The organism is Mesorhizobium sp. f-mel (assembly GCF_053850215.1).
In genome coordinates, this window is the sequence record NZ_JBSPTO010000001.1 from 848,159 (window position 1) to 863,369 (window position 15,211).

Here is a 15,211-nt window from a genome sequence, read left to right on the forward strand (position 1 = left end):
GATTAGTCTATGGGATCTTTCTCAGCTCCCGAAGGAAACTCAAAGTGGCCTGCCACCACTCCGCTTTTTCGTCCCATTTCGCTGGCCGATAGGGCGAATTGCTGCCGATGGTGCCCCATATAACGATTCCGTCAGCGAGCCTCCTGCAAGTGTCGAGTTGGGCATACCAGAGGTCGCCCGGCAGAAAAGCAAAAGTCTTGTGAAACTGCGGCCATAGAAAGCAGTAGACTGGCTTTCCTTGTGAAATCCTTCGTGCTTCCCCGATATTGGCTTGCGCATAGGCCACCCAAGCGTCCTTGTCGCCGTAAAATGTATACAGGGAGGGGAATAGCGCATCGACATAAGGGACGAGGGAGGATGCGATCTTGGTGTTTTGCTGCTTCCAATCGTCCAGTTCAACTGCGCCCTGATGGCCGATCGCTCTCCAATGGTCCCTGATCGGCAAGACAGCATAAAGGCCAAGCTTGACGCTCGGGTCTGCCTTTCTGAATGCGCTGAGCGTCTTCTGGTATTTCGCGATTGACGATGCTTGATCCGGCCCCTCCAAGGGCCAGCTTTCAATGTCGATATTGAGGTATTCGTTGCTCCTCGGCCGTGCCAGAGCTTTCTGCACTTGGCCGGCGTCAGGAACGTCATGTCCCAGAACATGAGGGTCTACGATCGTGAGATGCTCGAAACCGAACGAGCGGAAATCGGGCCCGCCGGCGAAGTTCATAGCCTCGAAAAGCCTGAATGGGGTGCGCGTTTGCGCCGTCGCCGGCCATGAGCCGGCTAGAAGGCATATCGCGCAGAATACTGTCTTGAAAAACATGATGCTCCGGGCCGTCAACGGGGTGAGTTTTACGCGGACGAAACTCGCGCGGTTCTAATTCTCGTGACCTGAACTTGACGAGTCTGGAAACGGTAGCTTAGCTGGACGCCTGGAACAACCTCCTGACCAAAGCGTGATCGACGCCGGAAATTATCCGCCTGGAGCGGTGGACGGGCGAAGCATCCAAGCCTATGACCGAACGTGCTGTCGCACGCGTCAAGCTGAGCCTTGCGGCGCTGTTGTGGGCGCATCTACAAATCTGACGAGAAGGTCGAGATCGTTGTGACAAAGAAGGTGCCGCCTTACGCAGTTGTCGCCGGAAATCCGGCGCGGTTGATCCAGCATATGGTTTCTCTCGATGCCTGAAGCGGCCATGACTTGGGAAGACGCCGTCCGCTGGTGCATGAGCGAGCCTTCGATGAAAGAACTCGCCCGCGCCGCCTATTTCGACGATCCAGTCGTGGCCGCGCAGCGCTATCACCAAAGCGCGGAGTTCGACGCGGTTCGCAGTATGATCCCGCGCAAGGTGGGCCGTGCTCTCGATCTTGGCGCCGGCAACGGCATTCTCTCCTATGCCTTGGCGCGCGAGGGGTGGTCTGTAACCGCTGTAGAGCCCGATCCGAGCGCACTCGTCGGTGCCGCTGCGATCCGGGCGCTTGCCGAAAGCACAGGCACGCCCATCGATGTGGTCGAGGCGTTTGGGGAGGCGATCCCGTTGTCCGCCGCAGGCTATGATTTGGTTGTCGCACGGCAGGTGCTCCATCATGCCCATGACCTTCCGGCCTTCTGCCGCGAAATGGCGCGTCTCTCTCGCGAAGGCGCGACGGTGCTGTCGTTGCGTGACCACGTGGTCTCCGGGCCGCAGCAACTCGAGCCTTTCCTGCGCGCCCACCCGCTTCATCATCTCTACGGTGGAGAGAACGCCTTTACGCTGGCGGGCTACCGCGCTGCAATCCAGGGGGCCGGGCTGACGATCGATCGCGAATTGATCTCGTTCCAGTCCGTCGTGAATTATGACCCAATGACACCATCGGAGATTCGCGAGAGGCTCGCCAAAATCTTTGGTCCGTTTTCCCCGGTTGTTCGCCTGGCCCTTTCGCCTGTGCCCTTTGGTGCCGTCGCCAGGGTTGCCGCCTCGCTTGATCGCCGGCCTGGGCGCTTGGTCTCTTTCCTTTGCCACAAGCACGGGAAGGACTGATTTCTTGACGCAATCAAAAGAGGCTAAGCCTGTCTGGGTGACCGGGGCCGGCGGTTTCATCGGCCTGCACCTCGCTCGTTTTCTTGGTCAAAAGGGCTGCCATGTCATCGGCTTCGGTCGAAAGGAAGCACCGGGTTTTGCGTTGGCCACCGGCGGCGTATTTTTTTCCGGAGCAATAGCCGTGGAAACAATGGATGCGGCTCTGGCAGCACATGGTCGCCCATCGGCCGTGTATCATTTGGCGGGTGGCGCGACGGTCGGCCAGTCGATTGCCGATCCCCTGAAGGACTTTGAACAAAGCGTTGTCTCTGCGGCTCGTGTCCTCGATTTCTTGCGCCGACGCGCACCCGATGCACCTGTCGTTCTTGCATCCTCTGCGGCCGTCTATGGCGGCGGCCATGCGGGTTCGATCAGGGTCGACGCGGCGCTCGATCCCTATTCTCCCTATGGCTATCACAAACGCATGGTCGAGGAGCTTGGCCGGTCTTATAGTGGCGCATACGGCCAGCCAGTCTCGGTGGCTCGCCTCTTTTCGGTCTATGGCGAAGGGTTGCGCAAGCAATTGCTCTGGGATCTCTGCGGAAGGCTCGCGGCAGGCGAAAGCGACATTGTGCTTGGCGGCACGGGTAGGGAAATGAGGGATTGGCACCATGTCTCGGATGTCGTGCGGTTGATCCATCGCATTTTGCCTGCCGGCGAACCGCGCTTCGCCGTCTATAATGGCGGTGCGGGCGCTCCTGCGTCCGTCAGCACGATTTCCAGCATGGTTTTGGAGGCCTGGGGAGGGAACCATCGCCTCTCGTTCTCTGGAGAATCCCGGCCGGGCGACCCTGTCAATCTGATCTCGGATCCCTCCGGCGTCCCGGAGGGGCTTCAGTTGCAGGTGCCGCTCAGCAGGGGCATCGCCGGCTATGTGGATTGGTATCGCGCTGAAATTCTCGCCGAGCCGGTCGGTCATCTGCGACGCTCCGCGCCTTGATTACCGTCGGCTTCACTCTCATCGGCCGCGGAACTTGGTCAGGCGGCGAGTCCTATCTACGCAACATGCTGAGCGTCATAGCCTCTGAGTTGCGTGGTAAGGTGCAGGCGAAACTGTTTCTTGCACCTGAGCAGCATTCAAGCATTGGCGCGTCCTTCGATCATATGTTGGCTGCGCCTGCTATTGTTGATGACCGGGTCACGGGCGCCGGGCTCGGCAGGCGAGGGCTGATCGCACTTGCTGGCGGAAGTGACCGTGCCTTCGCGGATCTTGTCGCTGCGCAAGGCATCGATGTCGTGTTTGAAGTCGCCCAGTGGTTCGGCAACCGGTTTCCAGTGCCGGTCGTTTCCTGGATTCCGGATTTCCAGCACCGTCGTCTGCCGCACCTCTTTCCGCGTAGCGCTTGGTGGCGCAGGGATCTCGGCTATCGCCTGCAGACGTCCGGAAATCGCACCATAATGCTCTCGAGTGGGGACGCGCTGGCGGACTGCAAAAAATTCTATCCGGCCTCGCGCAACAAGACCGCTGTCGTGCGTTTCGCTATCGATCTCGATCCAGCCGCCATCCTGGCGCGTGCCGACGAGGCGCGCCAGGCGCATGGGGTGCCCGAGCGTTTCTTCTTCCTCCCCAACCAGTTCTGGGTCCACAAGAACCACAGGCTGGTCGTAGAGGCGTTGAAGCACATAGGCCAGATTGGAGCTTTGGACTCCTTGCCGCCGATAATCCTCACGGGACGCACCACCGATCCGCGCGACCCGACATTGTTCAAGCGCCTGATGGAGCTTGCGGAAACGCACCGGCTCGGAAGCCATTTTCGACACCTCGGATTGATTCCCTATGACGATGTCGTCGCCCTGATCGGTGCCGCAGACTATCTCCTGAACCCTTCGCACTTCGAGGGGTGGTCAACCACGGTCGAGGAAGCGAAGTCGCTGGGCACGCCGATGCTGCTGTCCGACATTCCACTGCATCGCGAGCAGGCGCCGGAATCGCTCTTCTTCGCACCCGATAGTGCAGAAGCGCTGGCGCAGCGACTCCTGGAAGCCGGGCAGCGCCCACGCTTAGCCCGCGACAGTGTCGCCGTGCTGCAAAGTCGGCAACAAATGCGCCGCCGAGACTACGCGGCAGCGCTCCTTGCTTTGTTTGAAAATGTCAGAGGTGTCACCCAATGACCGAGCGGATCGTCAGTTTTGTCATGAGCGGCGGCGTTGGCTCACGGCTGTGGCCGCTGTCGCGCGAGGACAATCCCAAGCAGTTCCACGATTTTTCGGGTGATGGCTCGATGCTGGCCAAGACGTTGCGCCGGCTGACGGCGCGGCCGGATGGCGAAACGCCGATTTTCCTGATAGCCTCGGAGCGGCACGCCGACCGCGTCCACGCCGACCTCGCTGGCCTCGACCTTTCCGGTGGTGGCCCCTTGTTCGAGCCGACCGGCCGCAACACTGCCGCCGCCGTTGCCTTGGCGACCCTGCGCACCTTGTCCGAATATGGCGACAGCCTGGTGCTGGTGGTGCCGTCCGATCATGAGATCACGACTGCACGGCAATTCTGGCAGAGCGTGGAAAACGGCACCGGCGCGGCGCGTGCGGGCCGGCTGGTGGTATTCGGCATCAAGCCTGGCCACCCCGAGACCGGTTACGGCTATATCGAGATCGCCGGCGAGAGGGATGGCATCTGCGATGTCTCGCGTTTTGTCGAGAAACCGGACCTCGCGACCGCGCAGAATTACCTGGCTGCAGGTAATTTCTACTGGAACACCGGCATCTTCCTGTTTCGCGCCAGCGCCATGCGCGACGCCTTCACGGCTTTCGAGCCCGAGATATGGCAGGCCACCGAAATTGCCTACCAGGCCGCGACATCAGATCTTTCCGGTCTGTATATGCCTCTGGAGCTCTACGCCGCCATTCCCTCGACGTCGATCGACTATGCGATCATGGAGCGCGCCAGCCACATCGCCATGGTGCCGGCCGGCTTCCGCTGGAACGATCTCGGTTCCTGGCAGTCGTTGCTCGATGTCGGCCCGTCCGACAATGACGGCAATGTCATCGTCGGCGATGTCGTCGCCATCGACTGCGAGAACTCCTACATCCGTAGCGACAGTCGCTTGCTCTCGGCCATCGGCTTGAAGGACGTTGCCGTCGTCTCGACCGCCGATGCCACTTTCGTCGCCCCGGTCAGCCGCAGCCAGAACGTCAAGAAGATCGTCGAGCAGCTCGAAAAGAGCGGTCGGCTGGAAACCAGGTTCACGCCCGCCGCCGATCGCGTGATCGAAAGCGGCGCCTGGCGGCGCCGTGTGCACCACTGGCTGTTTGAAGAGACGGTGCCGCTGTGGTCCACGGTCGGGGTCGATGAGCGCCATGGCGGTTTCCACGAGGCGCTCGGCTTTGACGCCACACCGCTGATGAAGCCCAAGCGCATGCGCACCATGGCCAGGCAAGTCTACGCCTTCGCTGTCGCCAAGGCCCGCGGCTGGGACGGGCCTGCCGACCGGTTGATCAGCCACGGCCTCGAATTCATGGCCAGAAACGGCCGCACCGACAATGGCGGCTGGGTGCGCACGCTCAATGTCAACGGCACGGTCGCCGACGCCGCCGAGGATGCCTATGATCATTCCTGCGTGCTCCTGGCGCTGGCGCATGCTCATATGGTCGGCAATCCTGATGCATTACGGCTTGCCGAAGAAACGTTTTCGTTTCTCGACGACCATCTCGAGGATCACCGCATGACCGGCTTTCTCGAAACGTCGAGCGGCGCGGGCGACCGGCGTTCCAACCCGCATATGCATTTGCTCGAGGCTTTTCTGGCCTGGCATCAAGCGACCGGCGAACTCGCCTATCTTCGCCGCGCCGCGCGCATCGTCGATCTGTTTCGCAGCCATTTCTTCGATCCGGAAAGCTGGACGCTGGGCGAATATTTCGACGCTGAGTGGAGACCGGCGGAGGGCGAGAAGGGTACATGGACGGAACCCGGCCACCATTTCGAATGGGCCTCGCTGCTGGTCGACTTTGCCGGGCGCAGCGGCCAGAGTGAACTGACCGGCTTTGCCAGAAAGCTCTATGCCTCAGCCATCGCCAACGGCCTCAATCGCGCCACTGGCCTTGCCTATGGTGCCGTCTCGCGGCAAGGTCTGCCGCTCGACCGTGTCTCACGCAGTTGGCCACAGGCGGAAGCGATCAAGGCGGCGATTGCGCTGGACGGTTCAGGCGGACCTGACCTCAAGCCCGAGATCGAAGCGCGTGTCGGTCGCCTGTTCCGTTGGCACATCGACCCGGCACCGCTTGGCCTGTGGATAGACCGGATCGACGAACGTGGCCGCTCGCTGGCGACCGATGTGCCGGCAAGTATCTTTTACCATCTGGTCTGTGCGCTGACCCAGTATCTCGACGGCACCATCGGCAAATCTCGATAGAGCGGTTGGCAGAATAAAAAGTCTCTTCGATTGAAACCGGTCTGTTGTTTTTCGAGCCAAACATCGGTTTTTTGACCAGATGTCGGGCCCATCAGCCGCTATCGATGCGACCAAACAAACGGTGTGTTGCGCGGGCGTTTCCGTTGGCGATAGAGATGCGTACTTGGCCATGGCGGAGTAGGATATTGTCGCTCAAGAAAATAGGCTTGCTTGCATTTGTTGCCTTAACGTTTGCGGTTGGCTTCTTTGTCATTATCGTGGAAAAAGGGACGCCTGTTCGTCCGCAACCCCCAAAGCGACAAGCGGCACTTGAGCCGTTTGAGGGCAAGCTTTCCGTCCAGGCAGTCGATGATCTTCGCGTCGCCGGCCGCAAGATTATGCTGTGCGGCGTGGCGTTTACCAAGCCAGGATCCATGCGTGCCATGGTAACGGAGGCAGCGCGCCGGGATTACCAAGGGCTCGCTCTGACCTGCAAGCCGGTCGGCACGGGGACACCTTGCGACGGCAATGTCGCCTCAAAGTTTGGTGACGCCATCGTTGTGCAGTGCCTCACGTCCGATGGCATGGATTTAGCGGCGAAACTTGCCGAGAATGGCATCTTGTGCGGACAGCCCGCGCAGGCCGGTTCGACCTACAAATCTTGCCTATCAGGTTCGTAGCTCACGGCTCGCCAACTGCCTGTCATAAAACGAAAGACAGAATGTGCGATAACGCCCCACGTAAAAACAGAGTTGGCCACAATCCCTGTACCAAGCATCGGCGCGATGGCGGCCATCAAAGGCCGCGAAATAAACTTGCCTTTCCTACAATTTCCAGCGGGGGCGGCGCGAAAATGGAAGATTCAAATCTGCCAGGTGAGTGTGTCCAATGAAACACAGCGGAAACCAAAAATACATCTCGCACTTGCGAAACAGGTTGGAATCAAAGCAGAAAGCTGTTACGCGCTTACTCAATACCTTAGTGCTTGGGCGGGGCCGAGGTACGGCGGGAAAAAAGGATCGAAACGAATGAACCTTACTGTAAAAATTGCGTTGGCCGGATTTGTCGCCTCGATCGGCTTCGGCCCGGTTTCGTCTTTCGCTCAGGACACGCCATGCACCTGTACGACACCCTATCAGGCAGCGGCGAATTCGATTGGTTCCATCGGGCACGCCAATGGCGACGTAATGGTTTCGCAAGCCGCTGGCTATGGCCCGGCCAAGGCGGGAAATGCTCTGGATTTCGGCAGCCGCGTAGTGGTCGGTGCCAGGGGATCGGCTTCCGTCAATGTCGGTGGCTGCAACCTGGACGTGCCTGCGAACTCAAGCCTCGACATTTCTCGTGTCGAGAACAATATCTGCCTGAAAGTTGTGGGCTCCGAGCAGACGGCTGCCGCCGTTAGCTCCGAGCATACGGGTCAGATTCCCCCGGGTGGCAACCAGTCCAACCGGTCCAACACCCCGCTCTATATTTTTGGGGGCATGGCTGGTGCGGCCGGTATTCTTGCCGCAACGCAGGATGATGGCGACGGCAACGGCGGCGTTAGCCCTTAGGCTCAGTAGAGGACATAGCAGAGGCGGGTGACTGCTCTGCTATGTTGCCGGCGCCTCTGTGCCGTAGCCTTGGCGCGTCGGTTGGAGTCGGGATATTGACGGAATTCGTCAACCATACCGCTCTATTGCTTGAGTTGAAGCTGAATGCGCTTCGTGCTGGGCGAGTTCGTCTCGCGCCGCTGGGTGGTGCTGTGACAGGTGGCGCGGCAGTGCTGGTTATCAGCTTGCAGAATGACGACAGCGCTGTCGGCGAATAGCTTGGATCTGGCATCTACCGCATTGCATGAGCTTGATAGATGCGTCATTCGCTATCGTGCGGGTGGCGCATTTGCCTATTATCGGGGAGAAGTCGTCACGTTGCTTCAGTGCGGCCACAAACGCCAATGATCGACCTGCATTCCCACATCTTGCCCGGTCTTGATGACGGCTCGCCCAGTCTTGCTGAATCGCTGGAAATGGCGCGGCTGGCGGTGGCAGATGGAACGACGCATATGGCGTGTACGCCGCATATCGTGCCAGGCATGTACGAAAACGGATCGGCAAATATTGCCCGAGCGGTTCAAGAGTTGGAGCAGGCGCTACGCCGCGCGGCAATACCGCTTGCTCTTTACGTTGGCGCCGACGTGCATATAGCGCCGGATCTTCCGGAGCAATTGGCGCTAGGTAGCGTGCCGACCTTGAACAGATCTCGTTATTTTCTCTTCGAACCGCCGCATCACGTTTTGCCCCCAAGACTGGAGGATCTTGCTCTGCGCCTCATAAACGCCGGGTTCATTCCGATTCTTACCCATCCTGAGCGGTTAACCTGGATCAAGGCAAATTACGACGTTGTCGAGAGGTTGAATGCAATCGGCTGCCTTGTTCAGCTTACCGCAGACTCGATTGTTGGTGCTTTTGGACGCACGGCGCTTTACTATTCGGAAAAGCTGATTGACGAGGGCAGGGTAGATATTATCGCATCGGACACTCATGGCGCCACCCGTCGGCCGCCTGGGCTTTCGCAGGCAGTCGCCGTTGCCGCGAAGCGATGTGGGGAAGACGAGGCCCGCAATATGGTGTTGAAACGTCCGGGCGAAATATTGGCGAACCGGCCTCTCGAGCCAGTCGGAAAGGCACGCTCGAAAAAGCCGAGCCCCGTCAGCGTTGGCCGTTTTGCAGGATTGGGTCGCTTGTTGAAGGGTGGGACCGCGTGATGGGCGTTTTTCATTTCGCAAAAAGCTATTCGGGCATGATATGTGTCTTGCTCGCTTCAGTCATGGTGGCTGCCTGCAGCAGCACCTCCTCACCGACATCGTCTTCGCCGACTTCGATCGATGCGCTGCAGTTGGCTTCAACGTCGGCGCCGCTTTCGGGCGGCGGTGCTCTGCAGGTCGTAAAGGATTTGCCTGCGCCGCAGAACACCCAGAACGGTAACGAGCAGCCTTTGTCTCCCAATGATGTGCTCGAGGTGAATGTATTCCAGGTCGACAATCTGAACAGAATCGTCCAAGTCGACGCCGGCGGGAAGATTTCGCTTCCACTTATCGGGACCGTCACCGCGGCAGGAAAGACCGTCCGCCAGCTGGAGCAGGAAATCGAAACGGCCTACGGCGCCAACTACCTGCAGTCGCCCGATGTGTCGGTTTTCGTGAAGGAATCGATTGGACAGCGCATTACCGTCGACGGTGAGGTCGACAAGGCTGGTATCTTTCCGGTGTCGAGCAATTCTTCTCTCATCGATGCGATCGCCCTTGCCGGAGGGTTCAACAATGTTGGAGACGCGAAAAAGGTCTTTGTCTATCGCAATGTCGGCCCAAATACGTTGGTTGCAAATTACAATGTGGAGCAGATTCGTGCGGGCAAGAGCCCCAATCCACGCATCTATGGTGGTGACAAGATTGTCGTCTTCGCCTCGAAATCGAAGATAGCGCTGAACAATCTCAAGGACGCCCTCGGTGTCGCCTCGAGTGCAGCCCGAATTGGCGTGCTGGTTCCATAGATGCTTTCCGTCCAGCCAAACACAGGCAACCTAGGATAATCTAGCGCTATGCTCGATCGTAACAGGCAGCATCAAATTGCAGGCCCAGGACATGGTCAAGCCTTGTCTCCCGACTTGTATTATGACGGTGCGCAAAACTATAGTTCGTATGGCCGCGATTATTCGGAGCAGGACGAGGGCTTCAATCCGCTCAGGCTGCTGTTTTACGTTGTCCAGTATCGGTGGCTGATTGTCATGATGGCAGCAGCCGGGCTGGTTGCCGGCATCGTTGTTACCATGATGCAGACGCCAAAATATCTGGCGACAACGCAATTGGAAGTGTTGGTTCCTTCGGCCAAGGTCTTCCAGGACATTGAGGTGGTTTCTGAAAGCAGCGACCTGCGGGCCTTTCAAACTGCCCGTGAAAAGCTCAAAAGCCGTGCATTGGCGCAACGAGTGGTGTTCCAACTGGGCCTCAGCGAAAAGCCGGATTTTCTGTTTCCGACTCCGAATTTCTCGCTTAGCAATATTTTCTATCGTGCGTTCGGAATTTCAAAATCGCCTTCCATAGAAGAGAAAACCCCGGAGGAACGTGAGAAGATCGCGATCGGTCGCGTTATGAAAGACCTCACGGTGACTCTTGTCACCAACACAAGCCTGCTGTCGATTGCGTTTGCCGACCAGAACCCGAAATATGCAAGTGACATAGCCAATCAGGTCGCACAAAGCTTTATCGATCAACGCCTCGATCAGACCAGCGAGACTTCCGACCTGGCACGGCAGTTCATCCAGGAACAGGTTCTGCAGGTAAAGCAAAAGCTTCAGAAGTCCGAAGAGGATCTGGTCGCTTATGCAAAGGATGTTGGCATTACGATCACCGGCGACGACAAATCGCTGATTGGATCGAATATCGAGGCCCTGAACACCGCGCTTGCGACAGCAATCCAGGAACGTCTCGATGCCGGACGAATGGTGGACCAGATAGACAAAGGTCGCGGGGCGAGTCTTGGCCCGGTCTTGGAAAGCGAAGGCCTGCAGAAGATCACCGATAAACTGGCGGATTTGACTAGCCAGTATCAGCAGAAATTAGGCATATTGAAGCCTGGCTTTCCAGAAATGCAGCAGCTTCAGGCGCAGATCAAGGAGCTGCAACGGCTTTATAACAATGGCGTTTTGACTATAACCGATTCGTTGCGGCAGAAATACCAGGAGGCTCAGAACAAGGAGGCCGACCTCAAGTCAAAACTTGCCGAGATGGAGAAGCAGCAGGTTATCTTCAACGATAAAAACATCAAATACACGATCCTGAAGCGCGAGGTTGATTCGAATAGGTCGCAGTATGATAATCTTATTGCCAAGCTGAACGAGGTCGGCGTCAGCTCTGAACTCAAGACACAAAGCGCGGCAATCGTCGATTTCGCGACACAGCCTAATAATCCTTATTCTCCGCGCCTGAGCATCAATCTTGCGGTCGCCTTGGCTCTTTTCTTGGCTCTGAGCGCATCAATTATTTACATCATCGAGTTGTTGAACAACACCTTTACCAATCCTGAGCAGATCGAGAAGGAGTTGGGATTGGCGATGCTCGGCATCTTGCCGCTAGTCGATGATCGGGAACTCATAGCCAGTATTACCGACCAGAAATCAGGATTGTCCGAAGCCTACCGTTCGCTTCGAACCTCGTTGCAGTTCTCCGGCGCCGAAGGTGCGCCGCGATCATTGCTGGTCACGAGTTCGGAGCCGTCGGAAGGCAAGTCGACCACCTCGTTCAAGCTCGCGCAGGACTTTGCAGCGCTCGGTGCAAGAGTTCTCATCGTTGACGGCGATCTTCGAAAGCCGAATCTTCATAGGCTATTTGGTCTCGACAACACAATCGGACTGAGCAATCTCCTGACAAACACCGTCCGCAAGGAGGATCTTGCGAGCATTTTCAGGGCGACGAAATATCCTAACGTGACCGTCCTGACCTCCGGAACGATCCCGCCCAACCCTGCTGACCTGCTCTCTTCGCCGAAGATGGCACTGATCGTTACCAATCTCGGCAAGCGCTTTGATCTTGTCATAATTGATGCCCCGCCGGTCGTCGGCCTTTCAGATGCACCCATCCTCAGCCGGCTTGCGGAGGGCACATTGATGGTCATTTCAACCAATCAGGTCACACGCAAGTCGGCGAAGACGGCGTTGAAGCGTCTGCGAGCTGCCGGCGCGAACGTGGTGGGAGCCGCGATGTCGAAGTTTGCGGTGAACAAGTTCGATTACAATTACGCCTATAAATATATGAATTACCAGTATTACGACTACGGCACGAGCACCCCGAAACTTGAGGGCAAAGTCGATGACGGAGCAGACCAGCCCGCTTTCGCGAAATCTCCGGCGTTCAGGCGTTTGGTTCGTCGCATCCGCTCTAGTGTTAGCGGCTTCGTCGATCGGGCTAAGTCGGTTTCTTGAAACTGAAACGCCGGCCGTTTCCCTCGCGCTGGATCCGTTGAACGTCAATGCCTTGATAGGCGGAATAACCGCCGACCTGAACGATACAAGCAACACTCCCGATTTCGATGCATTGCTCGCCAAGGCCGAAGGCGCGCTTCGCTTTGACGTGGCAGATGCGCGTCTCTACAGCCTGATTGGCGAGATCAAATACCGACAGGGCAAAAAAGAAGAAGCCTATGACTTCTTCGATCAAGCTCGAAAATTATCCAAGACCGAAATCCACGCGCTCCAGAGGTCCATTGGCCACTCGATCGAGACCGGCGATCTGTCGAAGGCTGTCGGCGAGATCGATATATTGCTGCGGCGATGGCCAGATCGATTTCCGGCTATCGCCGAGGGCCTGCCGACAATCCTCTCAAGCCCCGACGGATACCAGGCCGTTCTGGCAGCCATCAAGGCGGAGGCACCTTGGAGAGCAAGTCTGTTCGTTGCGCTTGGCAAAACCCCCGATGGGCTCGATTTCGCAAATCGGCTGCTGCTCGATTTGACGGGCTCAAGCGCGCCGCCAAACTCGAGCGAATTGTCCCGGGTGATCCACGAACATATTCGTCAGAAGAAATTTGAACAGGCGTATCGGTTGTTTCTTTTCAGCCTGTCTGATCAGGAACGGAAGTTGGGCGGATACATTTTCAACAGTACCTTTGAACCGGTACCCAGTGGTAAACCTTTCGATTGGCAAGTCGGCGAGCAGTCAGGTTTGGAAGTTACCTTTGTAACATCTCAGGATGCGGTCGCAGGTGAGGGTGGTGCGACGATTCGCTTCCTGAACACGCCCGTCAAGAACGCTTCTCTTCAGCAGTATATTGAACTCCCTCCAGGTTCGTACAAGATTTCTCTTAATGCCTCTGCAAGGAACCTGAAACTTCCAAAGGAATTATTCTGGTCGATCAGGTGCTTGGGTCCATCTGGGGAAATAGCGCGGTTCAATATTCCCGAGGGTACATACAATCGTCAGGCACTGAGTCAGGATTTTTCGGTTGGACCGGCTGGGTGCCCCATGCAATTGTTACGGCTGGAGACGGCCGCCATTGCTGAGAGCTGGCGATTTCGCTACGTCGGTACGTTGGTAATGCACAAATTGAGCATCGAGAGACTTTCATCTTGAGCGACCGGCCATCGGAATGGGATAAATATCTCCTTGGATCGGTTCTGTTTATATCGCTGCTGATCGGCGGGGGGACTGCAAGCGGCCTCTATACGGATACGCTGATTGAGGTCGCGGCAATCATCACGGCGGCGGCTGTCTTTTCACAGACCTCTGGCCAAAGAATCCCGTATACAATTCTGTGGCTGCTTATCTTCGCTGTGGCGTTGGTGATTTTACAAATCGTTCCGTTGCCTGCGGCCATACTCAACGGGTTGCGGCCGGAGCTGTTGCTCGGAGATTCATGGCTGGCGGGACAGAGCGGATTTCGCTTCGTCAGCGTCGGAGTCGGACGGACGATCGAATGTCTGTTGTATCTGGTGGCGTCAGCCGCGTTTTTCTTGAGCGTATTGCGCTTGCGCACCGAGCAGGTTCAAGGGCTTCTGCCTTTCTTTTTTATGGGCGTTATCTGCAATGGGTTAGCGGGAGCGATTCAATATTCGCTCTCTGACGACGTCGCCGTAGAGGGATTGTTGCCTTTCACGATCAATGCCGGGCTTTTTGCCAACGAGAATCATTTTGCGGCATTACTTTTTGTTTCTATCCCCTTTGTCGCTTATTATGGTCTGTTCCGAGGACATCTTTTGTCCGGATCGCTCGGGCTGGCCACGCTTTTGCTGCTCCTTTTGGCCGTCGGTTCGCGTGCCGGCGTCCTGATCGGATTAGCGATCACCGTACTATCCATAGTCTTTCTTTCAGCACGTTCGAGGGTGAGCGGACTCAGCATCCTTGCAGTTTTCATAGGACTTTCGGTCTACACGATAGGCGCGTGGACTAGGATCGATGCCGAAGTGGTTGATCCGGCTTTTGGGCGAGGAGAATTTGCGCGCACCACTATTGAGGGAATCAAGGAGAATTTGGCTACTGGCGTTGGATTTGGGAATTTTCAGAAGGCCTATCAGATATATGAAAAGGAAGGGATGATTTTCAAGCAATATGTTAATCATGCCCACAACGATTACCTTGAAATAGCCTTCGAGGGTGGGGTTATTGCAATTCTATTGATGATGTTTTATTTAATATTACTTCTTGCGGCGCTTGTCAGAATTCGCCGAGATCCACTTCAAAAGGCAGCTTTCCTCTCGGTATCTTTCCTTCTCATCCATTCACTCGTCGATTATCCATTGCGGACCGAAGCGCTTGCAATGACGTTTGCCTATATGAACGCCATTATTTTCCACAAAGGATTTGCGGATCGTTTGGCCCAGAAGAAAGAATTGATCGAAATCGACCATAACGGTGACAAGTTGTTTGTTCCCATCGGGACTTCGTCGTAGCGCCTCTTGGCGACGGCTCTGCGAACTGCCGTTCGCGACCGACGGGTCGCTCTTCCAAATTCTAGGGACCGGTATAGCGACTGATCATGGATTTCGAGCGCGGCAGGGCCGGACTGCCATCAAAATCGACAGTGCTGCTCGATCCACCACTCGTAAACCGCAGGCCACCACTCGTAACCGCAGGAAGTGTAGCCGAGTTGGCGCTGATCTCGGCCCGTCCAGGAATATTTTTCTTGGGCCACCAAGCCATCAGCCCGTTGAGCAGGAATTTCCGGGTTCTCGCCCCAGCGTGGAAAATTCATTCCCGAACCACTCCAGGGCAAGCCTGTCCCGCATTGTTATAAACCATGGCGATCTGCTAGAACGCCTGCACGAAAATGAGATCGTCCAGAAGTGAAGCTTGAACCGGGCCGC

General features: G+C 57.0%; 13 protein-coding genes. 12 read left to right on the forward strand and 1 reads right to left on the reverse strand.

Annotation, left to right across the window (positions count from 1 at the left end; translation table 11 throughout):
- Window positions 1-7: 7 nt before the first annotated feature.
- Window positions 8-811 (reverse strand): hypothetical protein, encoded by an 804-nt coding sequence (locus tag ACWUKX_RS03925; RefSeq protein WP_287151171.1) that lies wholly within the window; start codon window positions 809-811, stop codon window positions 8-10.
- Window positions 812-1,229: 418 nt separating this feature from the next.
- On the opposite strand from ACWUKX_RS03925, the gene ACWUKX_RS03930 reads away from it, so the two are divergent.
- The 12 genes from ACWUKX_RS03930 (at window position 1,230) to ACWUKX_RS03985 (ending at window position 14,797) form a co-directional block, all read left to right on the forward strand.
- Window positions 1,230-2,009 (forward strand): class I SAM-dependent methyltransferase, encoded by a 780-nt coding sequence (locus ACWUKX_RS03930; protein ID WP_456003991.1) that lies wholly within the window; start codon window positions 1,230-1,232, stop codon window positions 2,007-2,009.
- 4 nt (window positions 2,010-2,013) lie between these two features.
- Window positions 2,014-2,988, forward strand: coding sequence for an NAD-dependent epimerase/dehydratase family protein (locus ACWUKX_RS03935; protein WP_456003993.1), 975 nt, complete (start codon window positions 2,014-2,016; stop codon window positions 2,986-2,988).
- Window positions 2,985-4,160: a glycosyltransferase family 4 protein gene (locus tag ACWUKX_RS03940; protein ID WP_456003995.1), complete on the forward strand. Its 1,176-nt coding sequence runs from the start codon at window positions 2,985-2,987 to the stop codon at window positions 4,158-4,160. Before ACWUKX_RS03935 ends, ACWUKX_RS03940 begins: the two co-directional genes overlap by 4 nt.
- Entirely contained in the window at window positions 4,157-6,397 is a 2,241-nt protein-coding gene (locus ACWUKX_RS03945) for an AGE family epimerase/isomerase (RefSeq protein WP_456003997.1), read from the forward strand. The genes ACWUKX_RS03940 and ACWUKX_RS03945 overlap by 4 nt, the downstream gene beginning before the upstream one ends.
- A 185-nt stretch (window positions 6,398-6,582) precedes the next feature.
- Complete coding sequence (locus ACWUKX_RS03950; protein ID WP_456003999.1) at window positions 6,583-7,056, forward strand: hypothetical protein; 474 nt, start codon at window positions 6,583-6,585, stop codon at window positions 7,054-7,056.
- A 105-nt stretch (window positions 7,057-7,161) separates the two neighbouring features.
- Window positions 7,162-7,929, forward strand: a complete 768-nt coding sequence (locus ACWUKX_RS03955; protein ID WP_456004001.1) for a hypothetical protein — start codon at window positions 7,162-7,164, stop codon at window positions 7,927-7,929.
- Window positions 7,930-8,024: 95 nt separating this feature from the next.
- Complete coding sequence (locus tag ACWUKX_RS03960) at window positions 8,025-8,186, forward strand: hypothetical protein (protein WP_156768181.1); 162 nt, start codon at window positions 8,025-8,027, stop codon at window positions 8,184-8,186.
- 126 nt (window positions 8,187-8,312) lie between these two features.
- A complete protein-coding gene (locus ACWUKX_RS03965) occupies window positions 8,313-9,122 on the forward strand; it encodes a tyrosine-protein phosphatase (RefSeq protein WP_456004003.1) in 810 nt (269 codons plus the stop codon).
- The gene (locus ACWUKX_RS03970; RefSeq protein WP_456004005.1) at window positions 9,122-9,907 is read left to right on the forward strand and encodes a polysaccharide biosynthesis/export family protein; all 786 of its coding nucleotides are present in this window, start codon (window positions 9,122-9,124) and stop codon (window positions 9,905-9,907) included. Before ACWUKX_RS03965 ends, ACWUKX_RS03970 begins: the two co-directional genes overlap by 1 nt.
- Before the next feature lie 48 nt (window positions 9,908-9,955).
- Window positions 9,956-12,334: a GumC family protein gene (locus ACWUKX_RS03975; protein ID WP_456004007.1), complete on the forward strand. Its 2,379-nt coding sequence runs from the start codon at window positions 9,956-9,958 to the stop codon at window positions 12,332-12,334.
- Window positions 12,222-13,481, forward strand: a complete 1,260-nt coding sequence (locus ACWUKX_RS03980; RefSeq protein ID WP_456004009.1) for a tetratricopeptide repeat protein — start codon at window positions 12,222-12,224, stop codon at window positions 13,479-13,481. Before ACWUKX_RS03975 ends, ACWUKX_RS03980 begins: the two co-directional genes overlap by 113 nt.
- A complete protein-coding gene (locus ACWUKX_RS03985; protein WP_456004011.1) occupies window positions 13,478-14,797 on the forward strand; it encodes an O-antigen ligase family protein in 1,320 nt (439 codons plus the stop codon). The genes ACWUKX_RS03980 and ACWUKX_RS03985 overlap by 4 nt, the downstream gene beginning before the upstream one ends.
- Window positions 14,798-15,211 lie beyond the last annotated feature (414 nt).

What these genes read in the sequence shown, in the direction of transcription:
- ACWUKX_RS03925 (WP_287151171.1), bottom strand. Translation starts at nt 811, where the DNA reads ATGTTTTTCAAGACAGTATTCTGCGCGATATGCCTTCTAGCCGGCTCA.
- ACWUKX_RS03930 (WP_456003991.1), top strand. Translation starts at nt 1,230, where the DNA reads ATGAAAGAACTCGCCCGCGCCGCCTATTTCGACGATCCAGTCGTGGCC.
- ACWUKX_RS03945 (WP_456003997.1), top strand. Translation starts at nt 4,157, where the DNA reads ATGACCGAGCGGATCGTCAGTTTTGTCATGAGCGGCGGCGTTGGCTCA.
- ACWUKX_RS03955 (WP_456004001.1), top strand. Translation starts at nt 7,162, where the DNA reads ATGGCGGCCATCAAAGGCCGCGAAATAAACTTGCCTTTCCTACAATTT.
- ACWUKX_RS03965 (WP_456004003.1), top strand. Translation starts at nt 8,313, where the DNA reads ATGATCGACCTGCATTCCCACATCTTGCCCGGTCTTGATGACGGCTCG.
- ACWUKX_RS03970 (WP_456004005.1), top strand. Translation starts at nt 9,122, where the DNA reads ATGGGCGTTTTTCATTTCGCAAAAAGCTATTCGGGCATGATATGTGTC.
- ACWUKX_RS03975 (WP_456004007.1), top strand. Translation starts at nt 9,956, where the DNA reads ATGCTCGATCGTAACAGGCAGCATCAAATTGCAGGCCCAGGACATGGT.
- ACWUKX_RS03980 (WP_456004009.1), top strand. Translation starts at nt 12,222, where the DNA reads ATGACGGAGCAGACCAGCCCGCTTTCGCGAAATCTCCGGCGTTCAGGC.